The organism is Vibrio sp. 10N.222.47.A9 (genome assembly GCF_963872585.1).
Classification (GTDB): Bacteria; Pseudomonadota; Gammaproteobacteria; order Enterobacterales; family Vibrionaceae; genus Vibrio; species Vibrio splendidus.
Genome location: NZ_CAWNBB010000104.1, coordinates 46,412 through 68,898, shown reverse-complemented (window position 1 = coordinate 68,898; position 22,487 = coordinate 46,412). Strand labels below are relative to the sequence as shown.

The following is a 22,487-nucleotide window of genomic DNA, read 5'->3' as shown; positions in this document are numbered from 1 at the left end:
TATTTGCTACGAAATAACACTGTTCCCTTTAGATACATCGGACCATGCTGTTGTAATCGCAACGCGAGATTTACTATCAAGGTTATCGATAAAGCCATTATCACCAGCCTGAGGCTCAAAAGCGCTCATAGCTTGAACTAATGCATCAACCGCATTATTGGACAACACAGTATGATCTTGGGATGTGCCTTGATCTCCCATCGCCACAACAACTTGCGCACGGTTACCATTGAAGTAATCATTGAAAGTAACAGAACCAATGTGTTCAAACTTGGCTTGGTCAGTATCACTTTCAGGATCGCGCAGTATCGACAATTTAAGATCATAGCCACTGCGTTCTAACCACAATTTCTGCCAGTCAATCCCATTGAAAACAATGTTGTCTTCGCTGCGAATGTCTTCAACGAGGTTGTCAATGACGTCACCACTTACAACAAAGCTATCTACGCCAGTGCCGCCCTTGAAGGTATTTTGGAATCCACCAAGTACCATCACGTCACTTCCTTCGCCACCATTGAGCTGGCTGAACTTAGAAAGCGCAGCAGCAATTAGGTGATCATCACCTTCGCCACCGTTGAGCACCGCGTTATAACCCATTAACTTAACAACATCATTGCCGCCACTAGCATTGATACGGTTGTAATTGCCAAAGACATTGGCGAAGTCATTACCAGCCCCCAACTCAACTTGGTTATTATTACCAATCGTAACTGAGTAGTCTTGGTCGCCGCCTGTATCAACACGGTTATAGTTACCAGATGTGACGACATAATCACGGCCAGTTCCAGTGTCAATTTCGCCGCCTTCACCAAAGACAAACGACTCATCATCACCCGCGCCCAAGAACACGTGATTGATTCGTCCAGCAACGACGGCTGTATCATTGCCTTCGCCACCGAACATCATATTTTCACGTCCCATTAGCACACCCATATCATTGCCTTCACCGCCGGTAAAGATATTAGATGTTCCTGTCGCATAGTAGACATCATCACCTCGACCACCCCAGAAGTTATTGTTATCTCCTAGGTACGCGCCGAGATCTTTACCATCACCACCCCAGTTGAAGTTGTAATTGCCTAAAGAAACGTTGATGTCTCCATCACCTTGCAAGTGACCGCTATTACGAAGGAAATCAAATGTTTTCTCCTTCATATTCAGTAGATCAGCCGTCAGGTTTTCTTTTAAGTTTTCCACCAGCGACTTCATTTCTGTTTGCTTATTTTCACTGAAAATAGTCGCAAACAAATTAGGTAGATTTAGCGAATTAAAACCAAATGCACGATCTTCTTTAGCGGAGCTATCTGCCGTTATTGCATCGCCGTTATCTTGAGCTCCAGCGACATTAGTGCCATTGACAGAAACGGATGAATTATCTTCTTCCTCTTCCGGTGCTTTTTCTTTCAAGCCGTGTGTTTCTGCGAACGTCTTAATGCCGTCAGCACCCATATTGATGCCCGACTCTAGGCTGTCTAGCAACTTAGCTGGGTCAACGAAGGCTTGTAATTGATCGCCACTAAACTCACCAACAACTTCCAGCATTTCTTTTAGGATTGCGACACCATCTACTGATTCGCCAGTACGAGACACAATATGCCCTGCAGCTGTGTAATCCACACCGAAGATATCACCTAGCGTCGTCTCTGCACCTACACCGGCAAGTTGGCCTAGAAGCTTGTTTTTTAACTGACGAGGAAGATCCTCGGGGCTGTAAGTAAACGTTGTTTTAGCTTGCCCCGTTGTGGAAAATTGTTGAGTCATAAGACCAAACAACGAACCCAAATTGGTATCAAGAATCGACTGAATATTATCACCGAACATAAAGTTCCAGTTACCCGTCGTCACTTGAATATCAGCGCCTTGGCCACCAACAGCAAAGTTAAACGCTAGCTTCTCATTCGCTTGTCGGAACTTATCTGCACGGCTCATTTTGCTTGAGTCAGAGTTATCACTTCCGCCTAACCACTGGTTGTATTGCTTGTTTAACGTCGCTTCAGCGTCATTTTTCAAGCCGCGGCTACTGCGTTCGTTTTGAGAATCTAAGTCAACCAAGCTTGTGTAATCAACACTGCTACTCTGATCTAAGCCAGACATATCTTTAACGAACTTTTTAGCCCCAGATAATGTCCACTGCTGCTCTTGAGCAGCCAACCAATCTTGACCTTCACCTGAACTCGCTATGCTTTTTAACACACCAGAGATTCGAGAGGCGCCGTCAAACGGATTAACCAGAGGAGGCGTAGGAATTGATTTATCCATCATCACAATAAGGTCGTTGCTTTGCCCCAAATTGAAGCTCACATTACGATTACCGATGAACATCTGTGCGCCTTCTAGAGCTTGATATCCGCCAATATCAAAGCTGTGTTTACTTTCCCCGTCACCAACGTGAACCATCACGTTGTTGTCACCAAAAGCGAGAGATTTAAAGCCACCAGTGCCGACTTTAATGCTAACGTTTGAAGTGCCCCAGTTAACTGCAGTAAACTCACCATCACCGACATTAACTTGGATATTGCCAGAATAACTGAGCTTGCTCTTACTGCTACCAGATGATGAGGACTCTGTATCATTCTTGCGTTTTTCTGGTGCATTGAACACATCACTGTTTTCAGCAATTGCGCCGCGAGCGGTCTCATCAACGTCGCTGGTACCTACGCGAGAAAGATCGATGTCTCCTTCTGCGATACCATTTCTTATACGTTCATGTTTTTCGGTCACTTCGCCTTGTTCATCCCAGCTAAGTGTCACTTTGTTGCTTTTCTCTTTTTGTACCCAATGACCATTTTCGTCATGGGTATGTTTACGACCATTCGAGTCAACAGCAACTTCTGAGCTACGGACAGAAACATCGCTACGGATATCGTTGTCACCCATCGATTGAATAAGAAGTCTTCCGAAGCCATTTTGTTTGTCATCACTGATTAACGAACAACCGACTACACTAATATGATCAGGGCTAGCCTTGACATTTTCAGCTTCACTAAACGCTTGATTGAACGCTGCTAGTTTCACGGCTAACTCATCTGCGCTGTAACCGCTTAGATGAGTATTATTGTTTTCAGATTCATCTCGACCATGACCAACAAGTTGCCAACGTAATTGTCCAGCTAACTTATCTTTAGGTAACTTAGATGGGTCACCGTAAATCACACGATAATTGCCGTCTGAATCAAGCTGTACAACCACAGTGCTATCTGGATGTTTGCCAGCTAGATTTTCAGCAGCTTTGGAAACCGCAGAATCATTCTCCATTTGGATAATGATTTGACCGTCAAAACGCGTTTCACCGCCGTCAGATTGAGGGGATACTATGAGGCGTTCCCAACTGTTAACGTCTTTGTTTTTAACTGTGTCATCTGAGCCATTTAAGCTTGCTCGGAATTCAATCTTAGGTTTGTTCGCCACATCATCGTAGACAGTGCGTAAAGTCTTATCATCTTGCTCGATGACAAACTGATCCGAGGCACTCACTTTAAGTGCAGGCAACCCTAAACGATGGGTAATACCTGGAACAAAGCTTTCGATGCCTTTATGTGACTGCAAGTGCGCTTTCCCGTAGATAGCGACAAACTTTTTGCCATCAGGAAGAGCTTGCAATGCATCGACGGCAACGTTGTTCGCAGCACCAGCACGGTACATCAAGCCATGCTCTGTACCTTGAACTGTAGGCCGCGCTGTACTATTTGCATCTAGAGCAAGAATACGCATCCCGTTAGCTCGGGCGTTTTCAAACAACGTAATATCTAAATGCTTAGTTTTGATCATTGCACTCAACTCACTAGACATGATGCCTGTGGACAAATAGTTGTCGATCAGTGGTTGGGCAAGGTCGGAACGAAGATGCTCTAAGCCGATGACTGTCACACCTTGCTTTTTGAGCGCGTCCATTTGTTCATTAACAAAGCGCAGACCATTCACATCGCTTCCATGAACTTCTCCAATTAAGAGGCCTTTGCGCTCTTTGAGAAGTACTGACAATTGTTCTTCAACACCGCCGTTCGCACCCGCAAGCTTGTCGCTTAACTCATCATAACCAGCACCAGAATAACGGCGATCCCAATTGTCAACGTCGGTCTCATGACTGCTGCGATATATACCCTCAATGTGATCCATACGATCTGTCTCAAGCTGAGATATATAGCCTTGATCAGCGAATTTTTTCAGCAATATCATTTCAGCGGAATCACTGGTCGTTGAGTCAGACTTTTTAGCGGCTTCTTTCAAGAAGTAGAAAGCCATTTGTACCGACTCAACCCCCGTCAAATCCTGCAGCTCCTGATAGCTATAGCCAAGGTGAACGGTTTTTGTTGCCTCATCCAAAACAGCTTTGCTAAGCAAGTCAGCAGACTGTGACTTTTCTAACCATAGTTTAAAGTCAGAATACTGTTCACCAAGCTCGATGTGATACTTCGCGTCAAAGCCCAAGTCACTCGGAGTTTCTCCTGCATAACCTTGTTTTGGCGATAAGTATGGGTCTTCATTAGCCCAGCGCACCATCATGTCCGTTAGGCCAACATGCTCGCCATTTGCTTCTTCCATAGCAACAACATAAATACGAGCGGCCAAATCAGTTCGCGTCTGTGCAATAGCATCAATGCTCTCTTGGGTTACTTTCATCTTGCCACTGAACAGCGCCGTGTTTACTTGCTCTTTCAATGTCGTCAACGCAAGGTTACGTCCAGAGGTTGGATGTTCGGCCAAATAATTATTGATCTGCTTGTTCAGTTCAAAACTCGCCCCCACCTGATCTCGACCAATAGAACTATGCACTAATTCAACTTGATCCAAGATGGCTTGATAAGAAGCACCAATCGGTTTAGCAAAGACTTTACCGCCATCTTTCAACTCTTGCTTCGTCATAATGGTAGACAAATCAACGACTAATTTTGTCTTGTTTCCTAACGATTCAAGGTCCGTTACTTTTACTTCTGTTGACTTCTTAATTGGTGTTGCGTCAAAGACAGGTAAATCAAGAATTCCCTGCAATGTCGTCTTGTCACCTAATGTAGGCTTGTAAGTAGCTAACGTATTGCCGTCCATCACCACAACACGGTTGAAAATAGCTTCTCCAACATCATTTTTTGGTAGTCTGTAACGTTGAGCCATATCCAAATCAGACTTACCAAAGAAGCGAGTTAAATAAGTGCTAAACTTGTCTTTTGATGAAAACTCTACAACACCTGCATTCGGATCATAGAAACCGTAAACACGATTTTCTCCATCACCTTTTGCCCAAGCAGCCATTGCATGACCAGGAGCATCTAACTCTAATAAGACAGGCTTGTTGTCAACTGAAACGTCTGTGATCTTTTCAATTACACCCGTAACCGTTAGAGCTTTCTTACCCTCAAGCTTCTCTTGCCATACTTTCATAGAAGTATCATGCATTGGGTTTTTAGTATGGATCGCTGCAAGGCTATCCATTAGCTTACTGGCGTTTGCCCTCTCCGTTTCCGAATAGAGCGTAGGGTTACTTAAGACTGCAGCTGTTGAATACATCTTTTCTAACAGCTTTCTCGCCACGCCAACCTGACCATCGCTTTCTAGCTGTTTAGCGACAAGTATCAGCTTAGATAGCGGGTCACAACGGCCACCAAATCCATCGTTTGATAAATTCAATAACAACAATTGAGGAGCAAGTTGTTCACTGGCTTTAGCGTCAGTGACTCCTGAAGACGCCACGTCACGGAATAAGCGATTATGCTTCTCCGATTTAGCTTGGAACGTTGCCTTCAAACCTCGGCTTTCGACTTCCCAAGCAAGCGCACCTTTCTGTTCTGCACTCCAGTTACCTTCGACCAATAGGTCCACTAACTGCTTGATATTCATATCAGGTCTAAAACCTTCCACAATATCTTTCGCATGGTCAATTTTGTAACCATTCAAGAAATCTTTGGTAGTGCGAATGTCTTTTGATTTACCTGGCACCGTTGTGTCTGGTTTTAGTGCGTCACCGTAGCGAGAAAGGTCGTTTTTGATGCCTTTTAATACGTCGCTGGCATCCGCTGATACGCGGTCTGCGTCAAACAAACCAGATACGATTTGCTCAGCGTATTGGCTCATCAAGCGATTACTCGCCTCGTGGCCATAGAAGGTTTGCTCACCGGTCACATTAAAGCCAGATACCGCTAGCTTGGCACGAAGCTTCTCACCTTCACCGCCTAAACCTTCATTATCAGTTAACAGTATGATCGGCGTATCTTTCGGTAAACCTTTCAAGTTTTTCTCTACGGAAAACTGGCCATTGACCGCTTTAGACAAAGCTCCAACAATTCCTGCCGGATTCGCCACTTCATGCGCAGTGATCGCTTTGGTCATGCTCGGCATTGGTCTATCCAATAACAAGCCCGAAACAGCTTGACCATTTTGAGCAGCGAAACGCGTGAGATCAGCCGCAATCGGACCGCCCATAGAGTACCCGTGAATAATAATGTTACTTGGGTCTATACCCTTATCATTCACGAGATACTTGAACATAGTACGGGCATCTTGATAGAGACCTTTTTCACTCGGCCCACCGTCGCTTTCGCCATAACCACGCATGTTAACAGCCAACATATCAATATTTTGCTTGTGATAATGACTGCGAATTGCGCTCGCTTGTTCTTCTGAGGATGAACCAGAACCGTGTAGGAACAGCACTACTTTACCGTTCCCAACACTCTCTTCGCCTTCAGATGCTTTAGCCCCCTTATGGAAGTATCCTGACAAACGACCAGCTTCACCTTTCAGAGTCACTTTTTGAGACTCGCCTTTTTCGACAGCAAACCTTAGCAATGTTTCGGTGATATCACCAACCTTACGACGAGCATCTTTAGTTCCGAACAACTCATTGTTTAGGAATCGAGTTAACGGGCTAAGAGACTCTTTGTCGCGCGGTGGCGTACCATCATTTTCAATCGCTACGTTTTCTTTGTGCTTCTCATTGCCTGATAAGACATCACTAACTTCCGGTTTACTGATTAGCGTTGCATCAAACACAGGTAAATCAAGGATTCCCTGCATAGTCGTCTTATCACCAATTGTCGGCTTATAACTCGCTAACGTGTCGCCATCCATCACCACCACGCGGTTGAAGATCGTTTCACCTACGTCGTTTTTACCCAGCTTGTAGCTTTGAGCCATGTTCAGATCGGACTTGCCAAAGAAACGCGTTAGGTAAGCACCAAATTTCTCTGCTGACGAGAACTCAACAATGCCAGCATTTGGATCATAGAAGCCGAAAACACGGTCGTCACCTGAGCCTTTTGCCCAAGCCGCCATCGCATGCCCCGGCGCATTAAGCTCCAACAACACAGGTTTACCGTTAGCCGATACATCGGTGATCTTTTCAACCACACCGTTTACAGTGAGCGCTTGCTTCCCTTCCAGCTTTTCCTGCCATACTTTCATCGACGTATCATGCATTGGATTCTTCGCATGGATAGCTGCCAAGCTGCTGAGCAACTTGCTTGCATTGGCTTTTTCACTGTCTGAGTAAAGCGTTGGATTACTCAGCACCGCCGCCGCAGAGTACATCTTTTCCAGCAGTTGTCTTGCAACGCCGGCTTGACCATCGTTTTCTAGCTGCTTTGCGACCAGAACAAGTTTAGAAAGTGGATCACAACGTCCACCAAAACCGTCGTTCGATAGGTTCATCAGCATTAACTGTGGTGCAAGTTGCTCGGTGGCTTTCGCATCCACCACTCCAGCAGAGGCAATCTCACGGAACAGTCGGTTGTACTTCTCAGACTTGTTCTGAAACGTCACTTTCAGTGCACGACTTTCGATTTCCCAAGCAAGCGCACCTTTTTGCTCTGCACTCCAGCTACCCTTAACAAACAGATCCACCAGTTGCTTGATGCTCATGTCTGAGTGGAAGCCGTCAACGATATCCTTGGCATGGTCGTTTTTGTAACCATTTAGGAAATCTGTGGTAATACGAATGTCTTTCGATTTTCCTGGCACGCTAGTATCCGGTTTCAGCGCGTCGCCATAACGTTTAAAGTCTTCCTGTAGTCCTTTAAGCACTTCGCCCGTACCAACCTTCGCTTGTATTGACGTGCTCGTCTCATTGCTTTCGATATAAGGCGCGGTGATTTTTGCCCATTTATCAACATGCTGCGTCATTAACCATTCGGCTTTGTGATTCGCAGAAGCACTGGATTTAGGCTTTTTAACTGGTGGTTGGCCTTTGCTTGCGCGGTACTCCTGATACCAAGTATCGAAATCATCACTACCATTAACCAAAGCGTTCACTTCAGCAATAATGACTTTACGGCTTGCAGAATCAAAATGATCGAGTGCCTTCACATCAACTTTTGCCGTGGATTCTGTTTTAGGCACAAATTCACTTAACACGTTCGGCACGCTTCGGAACTCAAACAAGATAGCGGGCTCTGGCTGCTGCACATTTCCTGTTGTAGCGTTGTTGATGCCATGTCCTGCCACTTCGCCACCATACTGGAAGTATTCAAATACACTCTTAGCAAGGCTTTCTGAATATGAACCTTTCAGCTTGCCAATGATTTGTTGTCTCACGTATCGTGAATCATCTGCACTAAGAAGTTCCAGCATTTTGACAGGCTTAGTTCTTGGCAAAATCTCCCAAGCATTTTTTACTTTCGGATCGGTTAACCCTTGAGCGTTTGGAGAGAAACCCTCCGATGCAGGATCCCAATCATTGATGTAGATACCGTACTCTTGGGCCAGATCTGCAGTTTTTGAATAGACCGATGTGAGATAGGCATACACGTTTTGCGCAGCCGTCGGATCATCTAGTTTGTGCTCATTAGAGTTGACTAAAAACTCATCTCTAAGTCCCGACTGGTACCAAGGTGCCGATTCTAGAAGTCTGACTTCCAATGAAGAACTTGAACCAAATTCTTTCGCACTAATGCCCATCGTGGCTTGTTGTCCACTAGGGGTCATCCCTATTGTCTGCCCTTGAGCTTCAATTGCAGTGCCGTTACCAGCCGCGATGAGGTGCTTCGAATTCGAGATAACCAGCGTAAAGTGTCCATCATCACTCACCAATTGAGATAAGCTTTGGTGGTTTGACTGGTTGATATGGCCTGTAAACTCTTTCGCTAACCAAAGCATTGCTTCTTTACGACTTTCAATCGCCGTCGTATCACTGGTTTCACTAGGATACGTAACCAATTCAATTGTGTGCGTCTGCCAGTTGTTCACCCCATTGATATCCGCAATACGAGCTGGGTTGCTATAACCGCCTTGATTCATATCTTTGGTTAACATGAACAATGGGTTACCTTGTGAATCATGCACATACCCAAATGTCTGTGCTGAATTCTTAGGTAAAACAACAACTAGACCAGATAGTTCGTTTTCTATGCCAATTGATGTCGAGGAAAAATGGCTTTGAAACCCAGGAACACTTTTTGAACTATGTTGACCCGTTGCTTGATTTCCTTGTCCACCACTTAAACCTTCTAAGTTCACCCCTGAAATACGGATCTCTTTTCGAGCCACATCCTGAGAGTGCGTAGTTGGCAGCACAATGCTATCGGCATAGCTCTCAGTGAACAGAGAAGTGACTGAGCTTCCGGTATTTTTAGAACGAATGCCTGTATTGATTTGTAGTCGATTTACGGCTTGTACCGCACCGTCTAACGCTTCTTGTTCTTGATCGGTTAATCCTTCACTGAATCGACCGTCGGCACTCTGTGGATTTACCGTGTCGACATCGCTACTGGTTGTCTCTTCACTTTGAGTAAAGTGACTTTCATTAGATAAGCCGCTGCCAGAGGCACCTTGACGATCAGGACGGTCACTTTCATTTTGCTTAGAACCTTTCGCGTCCGCTTGTGCTTGATTTGCTTTATTTTCAGCATTTCTTGCATCACTATTACCACGTTCTTCAGCGTCTCTAGCTGAATTATTGGCATTCGATTCAGCTTGTTTAGCTTCATTGGTTTTCGTGGTCGCTTCTGCTTTACGTGCATCAGCATCGGCTTTAGCGTCCGCAATATCTTGCTCTGCACTAGAACGATTATCTTCGCCTTTCGCAACGCCTGCTTCTGATTTAGCCACCGAATCGTTGACGTTCTTTTGGTTGTCTTTATGAGCCTGTTTCGCATCGGCGATCTGCTCGCCAGACACATCTTTGGCATTGTCTAATTGGGTTTGTACATCCTTTAGAAGACCACCAGCAAAACGATCGCGCCAATGATCACCAGACACTCCCGTATACTCAGCTTTGTTGTCAAGTACATCAAGGCCTTGAGCCATTGCCGTTAAATCTTTAGTTACCGCTTCAGACTCTTCGTTCACAGCGTCGCGCTGCGCTTGACCATTACTCTCTAATGCTTCTTGATCGGTTGATTCTAATTGAGCCTGAGAACCTGATACAGCTTCAAGTTGTTTCTGCTTTTCTTGCTCCAAACGCTGGCGATCGGCTTCCGCTCGTTCTTTGTCAGACATTGCATTTTTTGCAGCTTGATTTTGTTCCGCATTGTCGGCAACAGCATTAGCTTGGTGTGACGTTTCAGATTTCGCCACCACATTATCTAAAACATAGCCCACCCCATTATTATGGCCTGTGCCTTTGAATTCTATTCGGTTGCTGCCAGAATTTGCAGTCAACTTAAGTGTTTTTTGTTGCCAAGCTGCTTCATCGCCAGAGGTTGAGAATACAACATCACCGTTCCAGAGAACCTCTATGCCTTCATTGCTTGAAATGCCTGCACGCTTCGCAAAATCAAAGCTAACCGCAATGACTTCACCTTCCGCTAAATCCGTTAAATCTTGAGAAAGACTTGTATTAGTATAAGTATCTAGCTCTGTTACACGTGAGCCATGGCCTTCGCCACTTACGCCATAAGCGCTACTTGAATATGATGCTTCTACGCCATGAGTAGATTCCCAACCGTCGTCACCTTGTTCAAAATCGCCATTAACTATCAGGTTAGGTGCTTGCGCTTGATCTGAAGACTCTTCGATGTTGAGTTCATTTTCCATGCTACTGAGATCAGGCGTTTCAACGTTAGTCACGCTCCCACTTAGCCCGTCTCCTAGATCGGAACCTACCTCTTCGATTTCATCCAGAGCGAAACCATCAAGTTTCGTGATTTCAGGCGTTGAAATAGCACCTCGCCCTTTCTGAATTCCTGATGACGAAGCTTCATCACCTTGAACTAGGTAATTAATCGCTTGGCTGCCACCCACTCCAAGAAGAGTTTGTTTAATATTATCAAACAGTGCGGAAAGCTTATTGCTGCTCGTGTTACTTGACGCGACGGCTAGGCTATAGAAATCACCGTTGCCCACTTTGATAGCAACGTTATTTCTGGCATAAGAAGCATTAATCCCTAAGCCGTCACCTACGTGAATATTCACGTTTGCTTTGCCTTTCATCACCGCAACATTTAGACCGTCACCCACTTTGGTGTTGACGTTATATTTGCCCCATGCAACGTTAACTGAAATACCGTCACCAATTTTGGTGTTGATATTCGCATCACCATAGGCCGCCGTTACACTCAGGCCATTACCCACGGTTGTCGTAATGTTAGCTTTACCTTTCGCCGCCGTGACCTGCATACCATCACCGACTTTAGTGACAATATTGCCCTTGCTCCAAAGTGCGTTGAAGCTATCTCCGTCACCCACTTGAGTAATGATGTTCGCTTCACCTTTCGCTAAAACAACATTACGGCCATCACCCACTTTCGTAATGATATTCGCTTTGCCCCAAGCTCCCGTGTAATCATCGCCATTACCGACGTGAGTAATGACATTCGCCTTACCTTGAACCACAGAAACTTCTTGGCCATCACCTACTTTGGTAATGATGTTCGCTTCACCTTTGGCGAAGTTGTATCGATCACCGTCACCGACGTGAGTGAAGATATTTGCTTGTCCCCAGGCCACGTTAACGCCTAATCCATCGCCCACTTTTGTGATGATGTTAGCTTTACCTTTCGCCAAACCAATAGTCGTACCATCACCCACATGGGTCATGACATTGCCCACTTTTGATATCAGTAAACCAACGGTGGTTCCTTCGCCAACTTTGGTTAAGATATTACCTTTACCCGCCAACACAGCTGCGGTTGTTGCATCACCAACATGGGTCACTACGTTTGCTTTCGCAGCTGCGACAACACCCATGAAGTCATCACCGACTTTCGTTATGATATTCGCTTCACCAAGGGCTAGTACGCCAGTAAGACCATCTCCTACGTGAGTCACAATGTTTGCTTTACCAAACATCGCGGCTAAGGTTGTTCCATTACCCACTTTCGTCATCACGTTTAATTCGCCAGCAAATAAACCTAAGCTTGTACCATCACCAACGTGAGTATAGATATTCGCTTTACCAATCATTAATGCAGCAGTTAGGTCATTACCCACTTTAGTCATAATATTGGCTTGGCCAAGCATTGCAGCAAACGTGCTGCCATTACCCACTTGAGTGAATATATTTGCGTTACCTACCATCGCGGCTATCGAAGCACCATTGCCCACTTTGGTTGCGATATTACCTTTCGCCACCATTAATGCGACTGTTGTACCGTCACCAATATGTGTAAAGACGTTGACTTCCGCGACCATAAGCGCTAATGCATCACCATGACCAACCTTGGTAAATACATTGCCTAGGCCACCCATTAGCGCCCACGCGTTCCCTTCACCAACGTGAGTGAAGATATTGCCTACGCCGATCATAGCTGCTATTGAAGTGCCATCGCCTACTTTGGTGAAGATATTACCCGCAGCACCCATTACGCCAATTGTTTGGCCATCGCCGACATGAGTCAGTACGTTACCAAGACCCAACATAATGCCAGTGGTATCACCATCGCCCACCTTGGTTAGAATGTTCGCCCCACCAACCATGACGCCAGTTGTCGAGCCATCACCAATATGTGTAAGTACGTTAGCGCCTCCTCCCATAACGGCAAGCGCATTGCCATTGCCTTTTTTGGTTAGGATGTTTGCACCACCAAGTGCGACTGCGGTCGTATTTGAGGCCGTATCATCACCGCTAATATGAGTAATGATATTGGCACCACCAAGCATACCTGCCGTGAGGTCACCATCACCCACTTTAGTCATGACATTCGCGCCACCGACAAGTAAAGATGCGATGTCACCCTTACCAACCTGTGTCATGACATTAAAGCCACCGACCGCTAACCACAGCCCGTTGCCAGAACCAATTTGGGTGTGCGTGTTGTAGCCGCCTAGCATAGTCAAACGACTATTACCGTTACCTTTGTGAACTGAAATATTGCCATAAGCAAGTAAGTGAGCTAAATATTCGCCGTCACCAATACGAACCAATACATTGACCGCACCGCCTGCATAGACATCCATTTTGCCTTGCTTGCTCTGATGGACTAATACGTTAGCCAAGCCAGCACCACGGAAAGTGAGATCGCCTTCATCGCCACTTTTAACAATAACGTTAGCCGCGCCACCACCAATAAATTCAGTATCACCAAACTTAGAGCTGTGAAGGATAATGTTGGCAATCCCTCCACCATTAAAATGAACATCGCCGCGGGTAACATTAGATTTGATGACGTTCCCACCACCAACACCATTAAAACGCACATCTCCTGAGCTTTCACCGGTATCTGTAGCAGGTTTGATCAATGCTTGTTCATTGTACTCGTCAATATCTGCGACCGTTTCGCTAGTGCTTCTTACCGCGTTCACGCTGTAATGCAGATCGCTGAGTGAATAGGCTCCAACACCCTGCGATTTATACTCATTTGAAGACGTTATGTACTCATCAGCCAAGTCGGGAACCTTCGTCCCAAATTCGTCAAACCTATAAGAACCTCGAGCACGATACTGTAAGCTCCCTGTTTCCTTATCATTCCTAAGTTCAACTGTCACAATTTTAGTATAGCGCCCAAATGCTTTGGCAAACACATATGTATTGGGTAGCACATTTGATTTAACACCAGTTACATCAATTAGGCCTTCGCTGATTGCGTAACCACTCATTTTTGCGTCTAATAAAGTAATATCTTTCGCGTCAATAAGCGCACCTTCCGCATAAGTAACCCATTCATACTCTGTGAGGTCTTTTTCAATACCTTGAATCGTGACTGTCTGCTGATGTTCGAGTTCGATATTAGAAAGGGTGTAGCCGCCATTGATTGGGTTTGACTCAAATCCACCTGAACCAGAAACATCGGATCGAGCAAGGCTAGTTAAATGATTTCCACGCTTATACCAAGCTTCTGAGTAGTACTTAAGATTTCCAGTTTCCGAGTCATTATAGAGACGAATTTTATTAATTTTGGTGTAAGTACCATCAGCGATAGCAAACAAGTAAGTATTTGCCTCTCGTTCTGATTTTATTGCCTTAACAGAATGGAACTTATTCCCGTTACCAATCGATAACCCATGCATTTGTGCAGCAGTCAGAACGATCTCATCGGCATTAGCATTGGCTAACCCTTCGTCTTTGAAATCGTTACCAGACCCTTTACGGGTAATCTTGTTGTAAGCCCCGCCTCCAGAGAAATGGATATCACCGTGTGCCACATCAGAATAGATACTGTTGTATCCGCCAACACCTTCAAAGCGAATGTTGCCACGTGTTTCCACATAGACATCATCCGATTGTCGTGTTCGTTCAATGCGGTTTGATGCGCCCGCTCCCTGTAAAGTGATATCACCAACTTTACCTTTGCGAACGAGATGGTTATCGGCACCCGCCCCACGGAAAGTGATATTACCCGTTTCTACTCGTGAGCTAATACTGTTGGCAGCACCAACACCATCAAACGTCACATTACCGCGAGAACCCTGGTATTTATTGAACCAAGTTCGGTCAAATTTGTTTCCGGCCCCAGCTCCAGTAAAGGATAAATTACCTTGATTTGTTTCATGCCAAAGACTGTTATAGCCACCAGCACCACCAAACGTCACATTACCACTTAGACCTTTACGGGTTATCCCATTATACGCAGCAACACCGCCATAATTTACGTCACCGCGATTACCTAGATGATCAATAGAAACTCCGCCAGCAGCACCGGCGAATGAAACGTTTCCATCGCCACTTTTGTCAATGTCCGCATACCCAGCAGCACCTGTTACATTTAGGTTGCCAACAGAATCTTCTACTCTTAGATATGCAGCACCACCTACGACCGTATCATTGCCGCTACCCGTGTAAACCGTCGCCCCAATTGAACCGACAGTGACGTGATCATCACCTCCACGAGCGTATATTTTGCCGCCAAAACCGATAGCAACAATGTTGTTGTTACCTTCATCGCCGGAATAGTTCCCTGTAAAGAAGTATTCAACACTTCTCCAAAATGGTTTTCCCATAAAAAAACTCTAATTTAAGGTTAAATAGAAAACCACTGTACCTTTCTGATACAGCGGTCATTTTGAGCGTCGACCTTGCCACGGACGGTACAAACTTTCTGCCCTTTCCACGGAAGGAATACTCGACGTCGCAGATCATTAACGACCTCTCGACCATGTCCGAATGGCGCTATCATCTCTGGAATATAAATATGTTGACCGGATCGCCAGTCAGATAGAGAGATTTCGCGAGTCCCTGATAGCAACTCATCTCGGCTCGGCTCAGACAAAAACGCCCAATTACAAAATGCAATTGGGCGTCCTTGTTCATCTTCGTAATAGCAAAACTGGTTTAGCTCAAACGCAGGCATAATACGTTGCTGCCATTCAGCAACAACGTATCTGCTGTGGAGAGGAGAATGCTGACTTAGCAACATCACCCCGCCAATTAAATTTTTAATTTGAGCTAAGGTAAGATCTGCTGATTGATGTGTAATAGACATATGCTCTATATCACCGAATACAGCTATTATTTAGCTTTAGAAGCTCTCTTCTTTGGCGCAGGTTTTTCTTCTGTTTGTACTTCTTCAACCTGGTCAACACTAGGCTCACCTGAAGGTAAAAAACCTGCAGCAACCAGCTTGTCAAATTCAGCTGACATGCGAGGGTCTTCGAGCATGTTTTTAACCATTGAAACCATATACATGAAACCAGAAGCTGGCATATGAACCACTTGTTTAAGTTCAAGGTCATCATCATTTTCAGCCATTACACCGCTAGCCATATTGTTTTGATCTTGACCTACGAAATAAAGAGAAAAAACACCCTTATTGTAATTAACACTAGATACTGTTTGAACAAATTTCTCTGTCATAAATTCCCCGAATTATTTTGTATAAAAATTAGCGGGGTGTTTTCTAACAAAAGAAAGCACCCCGACAACAAGCAAAAAAAAGGTTTGATATTAGGATCAAAACCAAAGATATAATTGTATTTATTATTTTTCGTAAAATATGCTACATCTTATAATATGAACTATCAACAACAATACTAATGAATAGTAGAGCATTCATTCTAAAATCAGATGTTTCATATCAATGATTTTATGACGAGTATGAAGTCACTCAAACTATCATTATTAACTAGATTTAACTTTACATTAACCATTCAGCTCAAATTATAAACACAGCCGAACTATTTTCTAACCAGATCTATTTTTTAATTCTTGATTGAACGTTATAAAAAGTGGTGATAGCATGCCGAACTTTTAAAAATGCTGTAAAAACATCAGCTAAGAAAAACCTATGACTGAAAAAGAAAACCTTACGCTGGTATGCATACAGTTTTATTTAAATATTGTTGGTAACAACGAAAATAACAACCCAGACAATACTAAATTAGATAAAGCTAATAAATTAGATAAAGACAATTCATTAATAGATAATATAAAAATAATACAACATAAAAATGGAGTTAAAATTTCCACAAAGCATTCTAGATTTAAGGAAATAAAAAAAATAAAAACTCCTGCCATTATATTTGACAATCAAGATTCACCGTTTATTTTAGCTAAATCTAATAAAGATAAATGTTTAATACAAAGGCCTAATAAAGAGGCTCCTGAAGTAATTTCTTATAACGAACTCAACTCAATTTGGAACCACAAATGGATAGAGATAAAACAACCTCAATCACGTTTTGATATCACCTGGTTCATTCCTGAGTTTTTGCAACACAAAAGAATACTCGGGGAAATTTTTTTGTTTTCTTTTGTATTGCAAATACTCGCCTTAATCTCACCGCTATTTTTTCAGGTTGTGATGGATAAAGTGCTTGTACATCAAGCTTGGTCAACCCTTGACGTGCTTGTGATAGGGCTTGTGATCACTGGCATTGTAGAGGTTATACTTCGCGGCTTGCGCGAATATCAATATGCGCACACAGCCAATAGAATTGATATTCAATTGGGGCTTAAATTAGTAAAGCACTTACTTGGCCTTCCTTTGATGTTCTTCAAAACACGCCAAGTAGGCGCTATCGTAACTCGAGTGCGTGAGCTCGATACCGTACGAGAATTTTTGACAGGCTCTATGTTCACTTTAACTGTCGAGTTCTTGTTCATGTTTGTCTTCCTCTACGTAATGAGCTTACTTTCGTCGACCCTCACATGGTTATTTATTGCAACCATTCCTCTTTATGTATTGCTCGCTTGGTGGCTTACGCCTCGAATGCAAACAGCGGTAGAAGAGCAATTTACACATGCTGCTGCAAACACCTCATTTCTAACAGAAACAGTGGCTGGCAGTGAAACTCTAAAAAGCTTAGCTGTAGAGCCACGCTTTGTTCGCCGTTGGGACGAACAAACAGAAAAAATGGTTTCTACTGGATACGTAGTCCAACAAATCAACAATCGCTCTAATCATGCTGTTCAACTTATACAGAAGGTAACCAGTGTCGGTATTTTATGGCTAGGAGCAACTGAAGTATTGTCATTGGAGATGACTATTGGCCAACTCATTGCCTTCAACATGATGACGAATCACATCGCTCAACCCTTATCTCGTATGGTCGAACTATGGGGGCAGTTTATTCAAACCCGCGTAGCGTTAGAGAAATTAGGAGACATGCTCAATTTGCCGGTAGAACAACATACAGGTAACGACATGGTGACAATGCAAGGGGCTATTTCTTTCAAAAACGTTCTGTTTCGTTACCAACTTGATACCCCTCCTACTCTCCATAATTTATCTTTGGATATACAAGCAGGAGAAACCTTAGGCGTTGTCGGCACATCTGGTTCTGGGAAAAGCACCTTAGCTCGATTATTACTGCGACTATACAACCCAGAGCAAGGGTTAATCACGGTTGATGACACTCCACTGAATCAAATTAGTATTCAGCAACTGCGCCAACAAATCGGCATAGTGCTGCAAGAAAACTATTTATTTAACAAAAGCGTTTGCGAGAATATTGCCCAATCAAAACCTGAGGCAAGCTTAGAAGAGGTTATCGAAGCGGCGAAGCTCTCTGGAGCCCACGAGTTTATTATGAAGCTCCCAATTGGCTATGACACGATATTAGCCGAAGGCGGGCAATCTCTTTCTGGCGGGCAGAAGCAACGGCTCGCGATTGCACGAACTCTGCTTTCTAACCCCAAAATCATTATTTTAGATGAAGCTACTAGTGCTCTTGACGATGAATCACAGGCGTTGATTCAATCCAATATGGCGAACATCGCAAAGGGCCGAACGGTCATTACTATCGCTCACCGATTATCCACCGTACGAGATTGTGATCGAATTATTGTTCTTCACCAAGGGAGTATCGTCGAGCAAGGCAGCCACCAACAATTATTAACGTTGGGTAAACAGTACAAACAGTTGTGGCAACTTCAACAAGAGCTCAAACAAGAGGATTCAAACGCATGAAAAGCGTAATCAAGCAATTCTTGGCTAGATTCAAGTTCAACCAAGCCGCAGAGAACCACTACGAGTTTTTGCCTGCACACCTCGCTTTGTCACAGCGCCCTCCTTCACCATTTGCTCGTTTAACGGCAATCACTCTTAGCCTAGGGGTAATGGCGGTATTGCTTTGGGCGTATTGGGGCAAACTGGACGTACAAGCGACAGCAACCGGGCGTTTCGTTGTCTCTGGACGTTCACAAGTAATTCAATCTTATGAACAAAGTAGAGTCCTCTCCATTCACGTTAAGGACGGGCAGCGAGTTGATAAAGGCGCGCCACTTCTTACTCTCGACACCCTAGGCATTAATCAAGATATTACACGTCTCATCACTCAATCCGAATATCAGACAAATGAGTTAGTTCGCTACCGATCTCTGAACAGTGGCCTTCCACTCTCTAAAGACCTTCTATTTTCGACCTTACCATCGGCACAGCAGACATTAATCAATGAAAACCACCTTAGCGAGAAACGCGAGTACGAGTCGACTCTTGCAAGTATCAAGGCAGAAATGCACGTCAACAATGCATCACAGGCAGCCCGTCAAAGCGATATCAACGCTTTAATTCAGTTGACCGAAAATATTAGCCAAAGACTCGCGGCACGAAAAACGTTGAATCAAATAAAAGTCATTGGACACGTAGAGTATCTAGAGCAAGAAAAAGAGCTACTGGAGGTTCAGCGTCAAGTGTCTCAGCAGCGAGCTGAATTAGAGGTTTTGAAATCCCAATATCACAGCCTTGAAGAGAGGTTAACCGGTTTCAAAGCACAAAAGCAAAGAGAGTGGCTTGAGAAACGAAAGCAAGCAAAGTTGCAGTTGGTTGGGTTAGCTCAAGAGTTATCTAAAGTTCGTGAGCGTGAACAATTAGAAATAATCCGCTCCCCTGTCGATGGCACGGTGCAGCAACTCAGCATTTACACGCTAGGCGCGGTACTTCAACCTGCACAAAACTTGATGATTATTGTCCCTGGAAATTCCGTTCAGCAAGCAGAGATACAGATTCTCAACAAAGATGTAGGTTTTGTTTATCCCGGACAGTCAGTGACCGTAAAAGTAGATGCGTTTCCATATACTCGCTACGGCACTATCGAAGCGGAGTTGTTAAGTATTTCTCGCGATTCGACCACGGATGAACGTCTAGGGCTTGTTTTTCCAGCCCAAGTTAAACTCATCAATAACAATATCTTAATTAACGGAGAAAGCGTTGAGCTAACGCCTGGTATGTCCGTTGTTGCGGAAATCAAAACGGATAAGCGCCGAGTTATCGACTATATACTTAGCCCAATACGTGAATACCAAGCTGAGTCGCTACGAGAGAGATGAGAATGGATATGACCTTATCAACAACACAAGATGTACCTATCGCCCAAGATACATCTTGCACTCAAGATACCTCTAGCAATCAAGATATATCTGCCACAAAAGATAATGGCGGAATAGACGCCGTCGTTTATGCCGGAAATCACTTTCACAAGAAATCGACTAAAACACAGCTAAAACATGCATTGGGTGTCAATCATTCCAATTTGAGCGACATGCAAATAAGGGAAGCGGCGGATTATATCGGCCTGAAAAGTCAAGTAACGAAAGTAAAATCAAACGAGTTAGATACCCTTCCACTACCCGTTTTAATTGAAATCGACAATAGTTGGAAAGTGCTCACAAAGTCAGCCGATGGTTCCTCTCTTTTATATGACCCAACCACTCAATTAGACCAACAGAGTGAGCTTAGTCTGAGTAGTCAATTATCGATGTACAAGGTAATGCTGGTCGCGGATGAAAGACTAAGTAACAAAGAAGTGAAATTTGGCCTTAGTTGGTTTGCCCCCTCTATTTGGCGTCAAAAAAGCCAGATGCGAGATGTGTTTTTCTATGCTATTGCACTTCAGATATTCGCACTAGTAAGCCCGTTGCTATTTCAAAATGTCATCGACAAAGTACTAGTAGGTCGCAGTTTATCAAGTCTTCATGTGCTCGCAATGGCCATGCTCGCATTAGCTATTGCTGAACCAGCATACAGTTACTTACGCAATACCGTCTTTGGTCATTTGGCGAGTCAGGTTAATGCTGAGCTATCAGGGCGCCTTTATCGTCACTTAGTTGGCCTTCCACTCACTTATTTTAAGCAGAGACAAACCGGGCAAATCATTGCGCGAGTTCGTGAAATGGCACAAATCCGTCAGTTTTTAACGGGTTCGACGTTAATGTTAGTACTCGACTTAATTTTTGTGGCTGTCTTTATCGCCGTCATGTTCCACTATGCTAGTACTCTGACTTGGTTAGTCATCGGTTCATTGATCATCTACTTCTTACTTTGGCTTATCGCTGGCCCCTTAATAAGAAAAAAAGTGGAATCAGAATACGAATCAGACGCCGACGCCACAACCTTTTTAACTGAAGCAGTAACAGGCATTGAAACCATTAAAACAACTGCGACTGAACATCGATTCTTACATCAATGGCAACGCATACTCAGCCAGCAACTAAAGCGTAGTTTCGATGCTCAAAAGTCTGGGTTAATCGCAGGGCAAAGCATCGCACTTATCCAAAAGCTTACCGCCGCATTATTGCTATGGTGGGGAGTCAGCGCTGTACTAAATGGTGAGCTAACGCCCGGTGAATTGGTCGCATTCAATATGTTAGCTGGTCATGTTACCCAACCGGTACTTAGACTTGCTCAAATTTGGCAAGACTTTCAACATACTCTCATTGCATTGAAACGAGTGGGTGACATTCTTGATGAACCAAAAGAAAACAGTAAACAGGGGCTAGCTTCTGTCCCTGAACTCAATGGTGGCATAGAGTTTCACAACATTAGATTCCGTTACCACGAAGACGCTCCAGAGGTACTAGCTAACCTCTCATTAGAAATAAATCCAGGGCAATTTATCGGTATTACAGGCCCATCGGGCTCAGGGAAAAGCACCATAACCCGGCTACTACAACGCTTGTATGTTCCCCAGCATGGTCAAGTGTTGGTCGACGGTATGGACCTAGCTATCGCGGACCCTATATCGTTACGCCGCAATATGAGTGTTGTGTTGCAAGACAGCATTCTTTTCTCAGGAAGTGTTGCAGATAACATTCGCCTAAGTAAGCCACAAGCTTCAGATGAAGAGATGCGCCACGCAGCGCAACTTGCTGGCGCTCTAGAATTTATTGAAGAGCTTCCCCACGGATTCGATCAACCTGTTGGTGAGAAAGGCTCTTCTCTATCTGGTGGTCAGCGTCAACGTGTCGCATTGGCAAGAGCCTTACTCGTAAACCCTCGAATTTTGCTGCTTGATGAAGCGACTTCTGCTCTCGATTATAACTCTGAAGCTGCCATCATGAGCAACATGGACGAGATCTGTCGAGGTAGAACCGTAATTAGCATCGCACACCGCCTCAACACTCTTCGTCATGCGGATAACATTCTAGTTCTTGATAAAGGCCAAGTGTGTGAAAACGGAACTCACGATGAACTGGTTGAGAAAGAAGGGCTTTATGCCAAACTCTGGAAACAACAGATAGGGTAATAAAATTATCATATCTATTGCGAGAGAAGATCGAACTTAGGCTGTACCTGAGTATCCGTATTTGATTAATTCAATATCAAACATCGTTCAATAACTAGAGTCTCAAACACCGATCGTAGACAATTTTTTATAACTTGTTGTTAACCAACTACGGCAAGTTAAAAGCCATGAACTGACTAACTATTAAAACTGCCAAACTACAACATAGTTGGCAGTTTATTCAT

Annotated in this window: 5 protein-coding genes and 1 pseudogene; 3 read left to right on the top strand and 3 right to left on the bottom strand. The window is 44.2% G+C overall.

The window, feature by feature from the left end; genetic code table 11:
* Positions 1-6 precede the first annotated feature (6 nt).
* From rtxA to rtxH, 3 genes are read right to left on the bottom strand one after another with little or no spacing between them, the layout of a single operon-like run.
* A complete protein-coding gene (gene rtxA, locus AACT19_RS24595) occupies positions 7-15,303 on the bottom strand; it encodes an MARTX multifunctional-autoprocessing repeats-in-toxin holotoxin RtxA (protein WP_076649224.1) in 15,297 nt (5,098 codons plus the stop codon).
* A 20-nt stretch (positions 15,304-15,323) separates the two neighbouring features.
* Positions 15,324-15,785 (bottom strand): RTX toxin-activating lysine-acyltransferase RtxC, encoded by a 462-nt coding sequence (rtxC, locus tag AACT19_RS24590; protein ID WP_076649222.1) that lies wholly within the window; start codon positions 15,783-15,785, stop codon positions 15,324-15,326.
* A 26-nt stretch (positions 15,786-15,811) separates the two neighbouring features.
* Complete coding sequence (rtxH, locus tag AACT19_RS24585) at positions 15,812-16,156, bottom strand: protein RtxH (protein ID WP_076649220.1); 345 nt, start codon at positions 16,154-16,156, stop codon at positions 15,812-15,814.
* A gap of 430 nt (positions 16,157-16,586) precedes the next feature.
* Here rtxH and AACT19_RS24580 point away from each other — a divergent pair, with 430 nt between their 5' ends.
* From AACT19_RS24580 to AACT19_RS24570, 3 genes and pseudogenes are all read left to right on the top strand, one after another.
* A complete protein-coding gene (locus tag AACT19_RS24580) occupies positions 16,587-18,710 on the top strand; it encodes a peptidase domain-containing ABC transporter (RefSeq protein WP_076649218.1) in 2,124 nt (707 codons plus the stop codon).
* A complete protein-coding gene (locus AACT19_RS24575) occupies positions 18,707-20,068 on the top strand; it encodes an HlyD family type I secretion periplasmic adaptor subunit (RefSeq protein WP_004732228.1) in 1,362 nt (453 codons plus the stop codon). Before AACT19_RS24580 ends, AACT19_RS24575 begins: the two co-directional genes overlap by 4 nt.
* A gap of 104 nt (positions 20,069-20,172) precedes the next feature.
* A pseudogene (locus AACT19_RS24570) lies at positions 20,173-22,263 on the top strand (type I secretion system permease/ATPase); the annotation flags it as partial.
* Between the last annotated feature and the right edge of the window lie 224 nt (positions 22,264-22,487).

Excerpts from the sequence above, each read along its gene's own strand:
- rtxA (WP_076649224.1), bottom strand. The coding sequence starts at position 15,303 with ATGGGAAAACCATTTTGGAGAAGTGTTGAATACTTCTTTACAGGGAAC.
- rtxC (WP_076649222.1), bottom strand. The coding sequence starts at position 15,785 with ATGTCTATTACACATCAATCAGCAGATCTTACCTTAGCTCAAATTAAA.
- rtxH (WP_076649220.1), bottom strand. The coding sequence starts at position 16,156 with ATGACAGAGAAATTTGTTCAAACAGTATCTAGTGTTAATTACAATAAG.
- AACT19_RS24580 (WP_076649218.1), top strand. The coding sequence starts at position 16,587 with ATGACTGAAAAAGAAAACCTTACGCTGGTATGCATACAGTTTTATTTA.
- AACT19_RS24575 (WP_004732228.1), top strand. The coding sequence starts at position 18,707 with ATGAAAAGCGTAATCAAGCAATTCTTGGCTAGATTCAAGTTCAACCAA.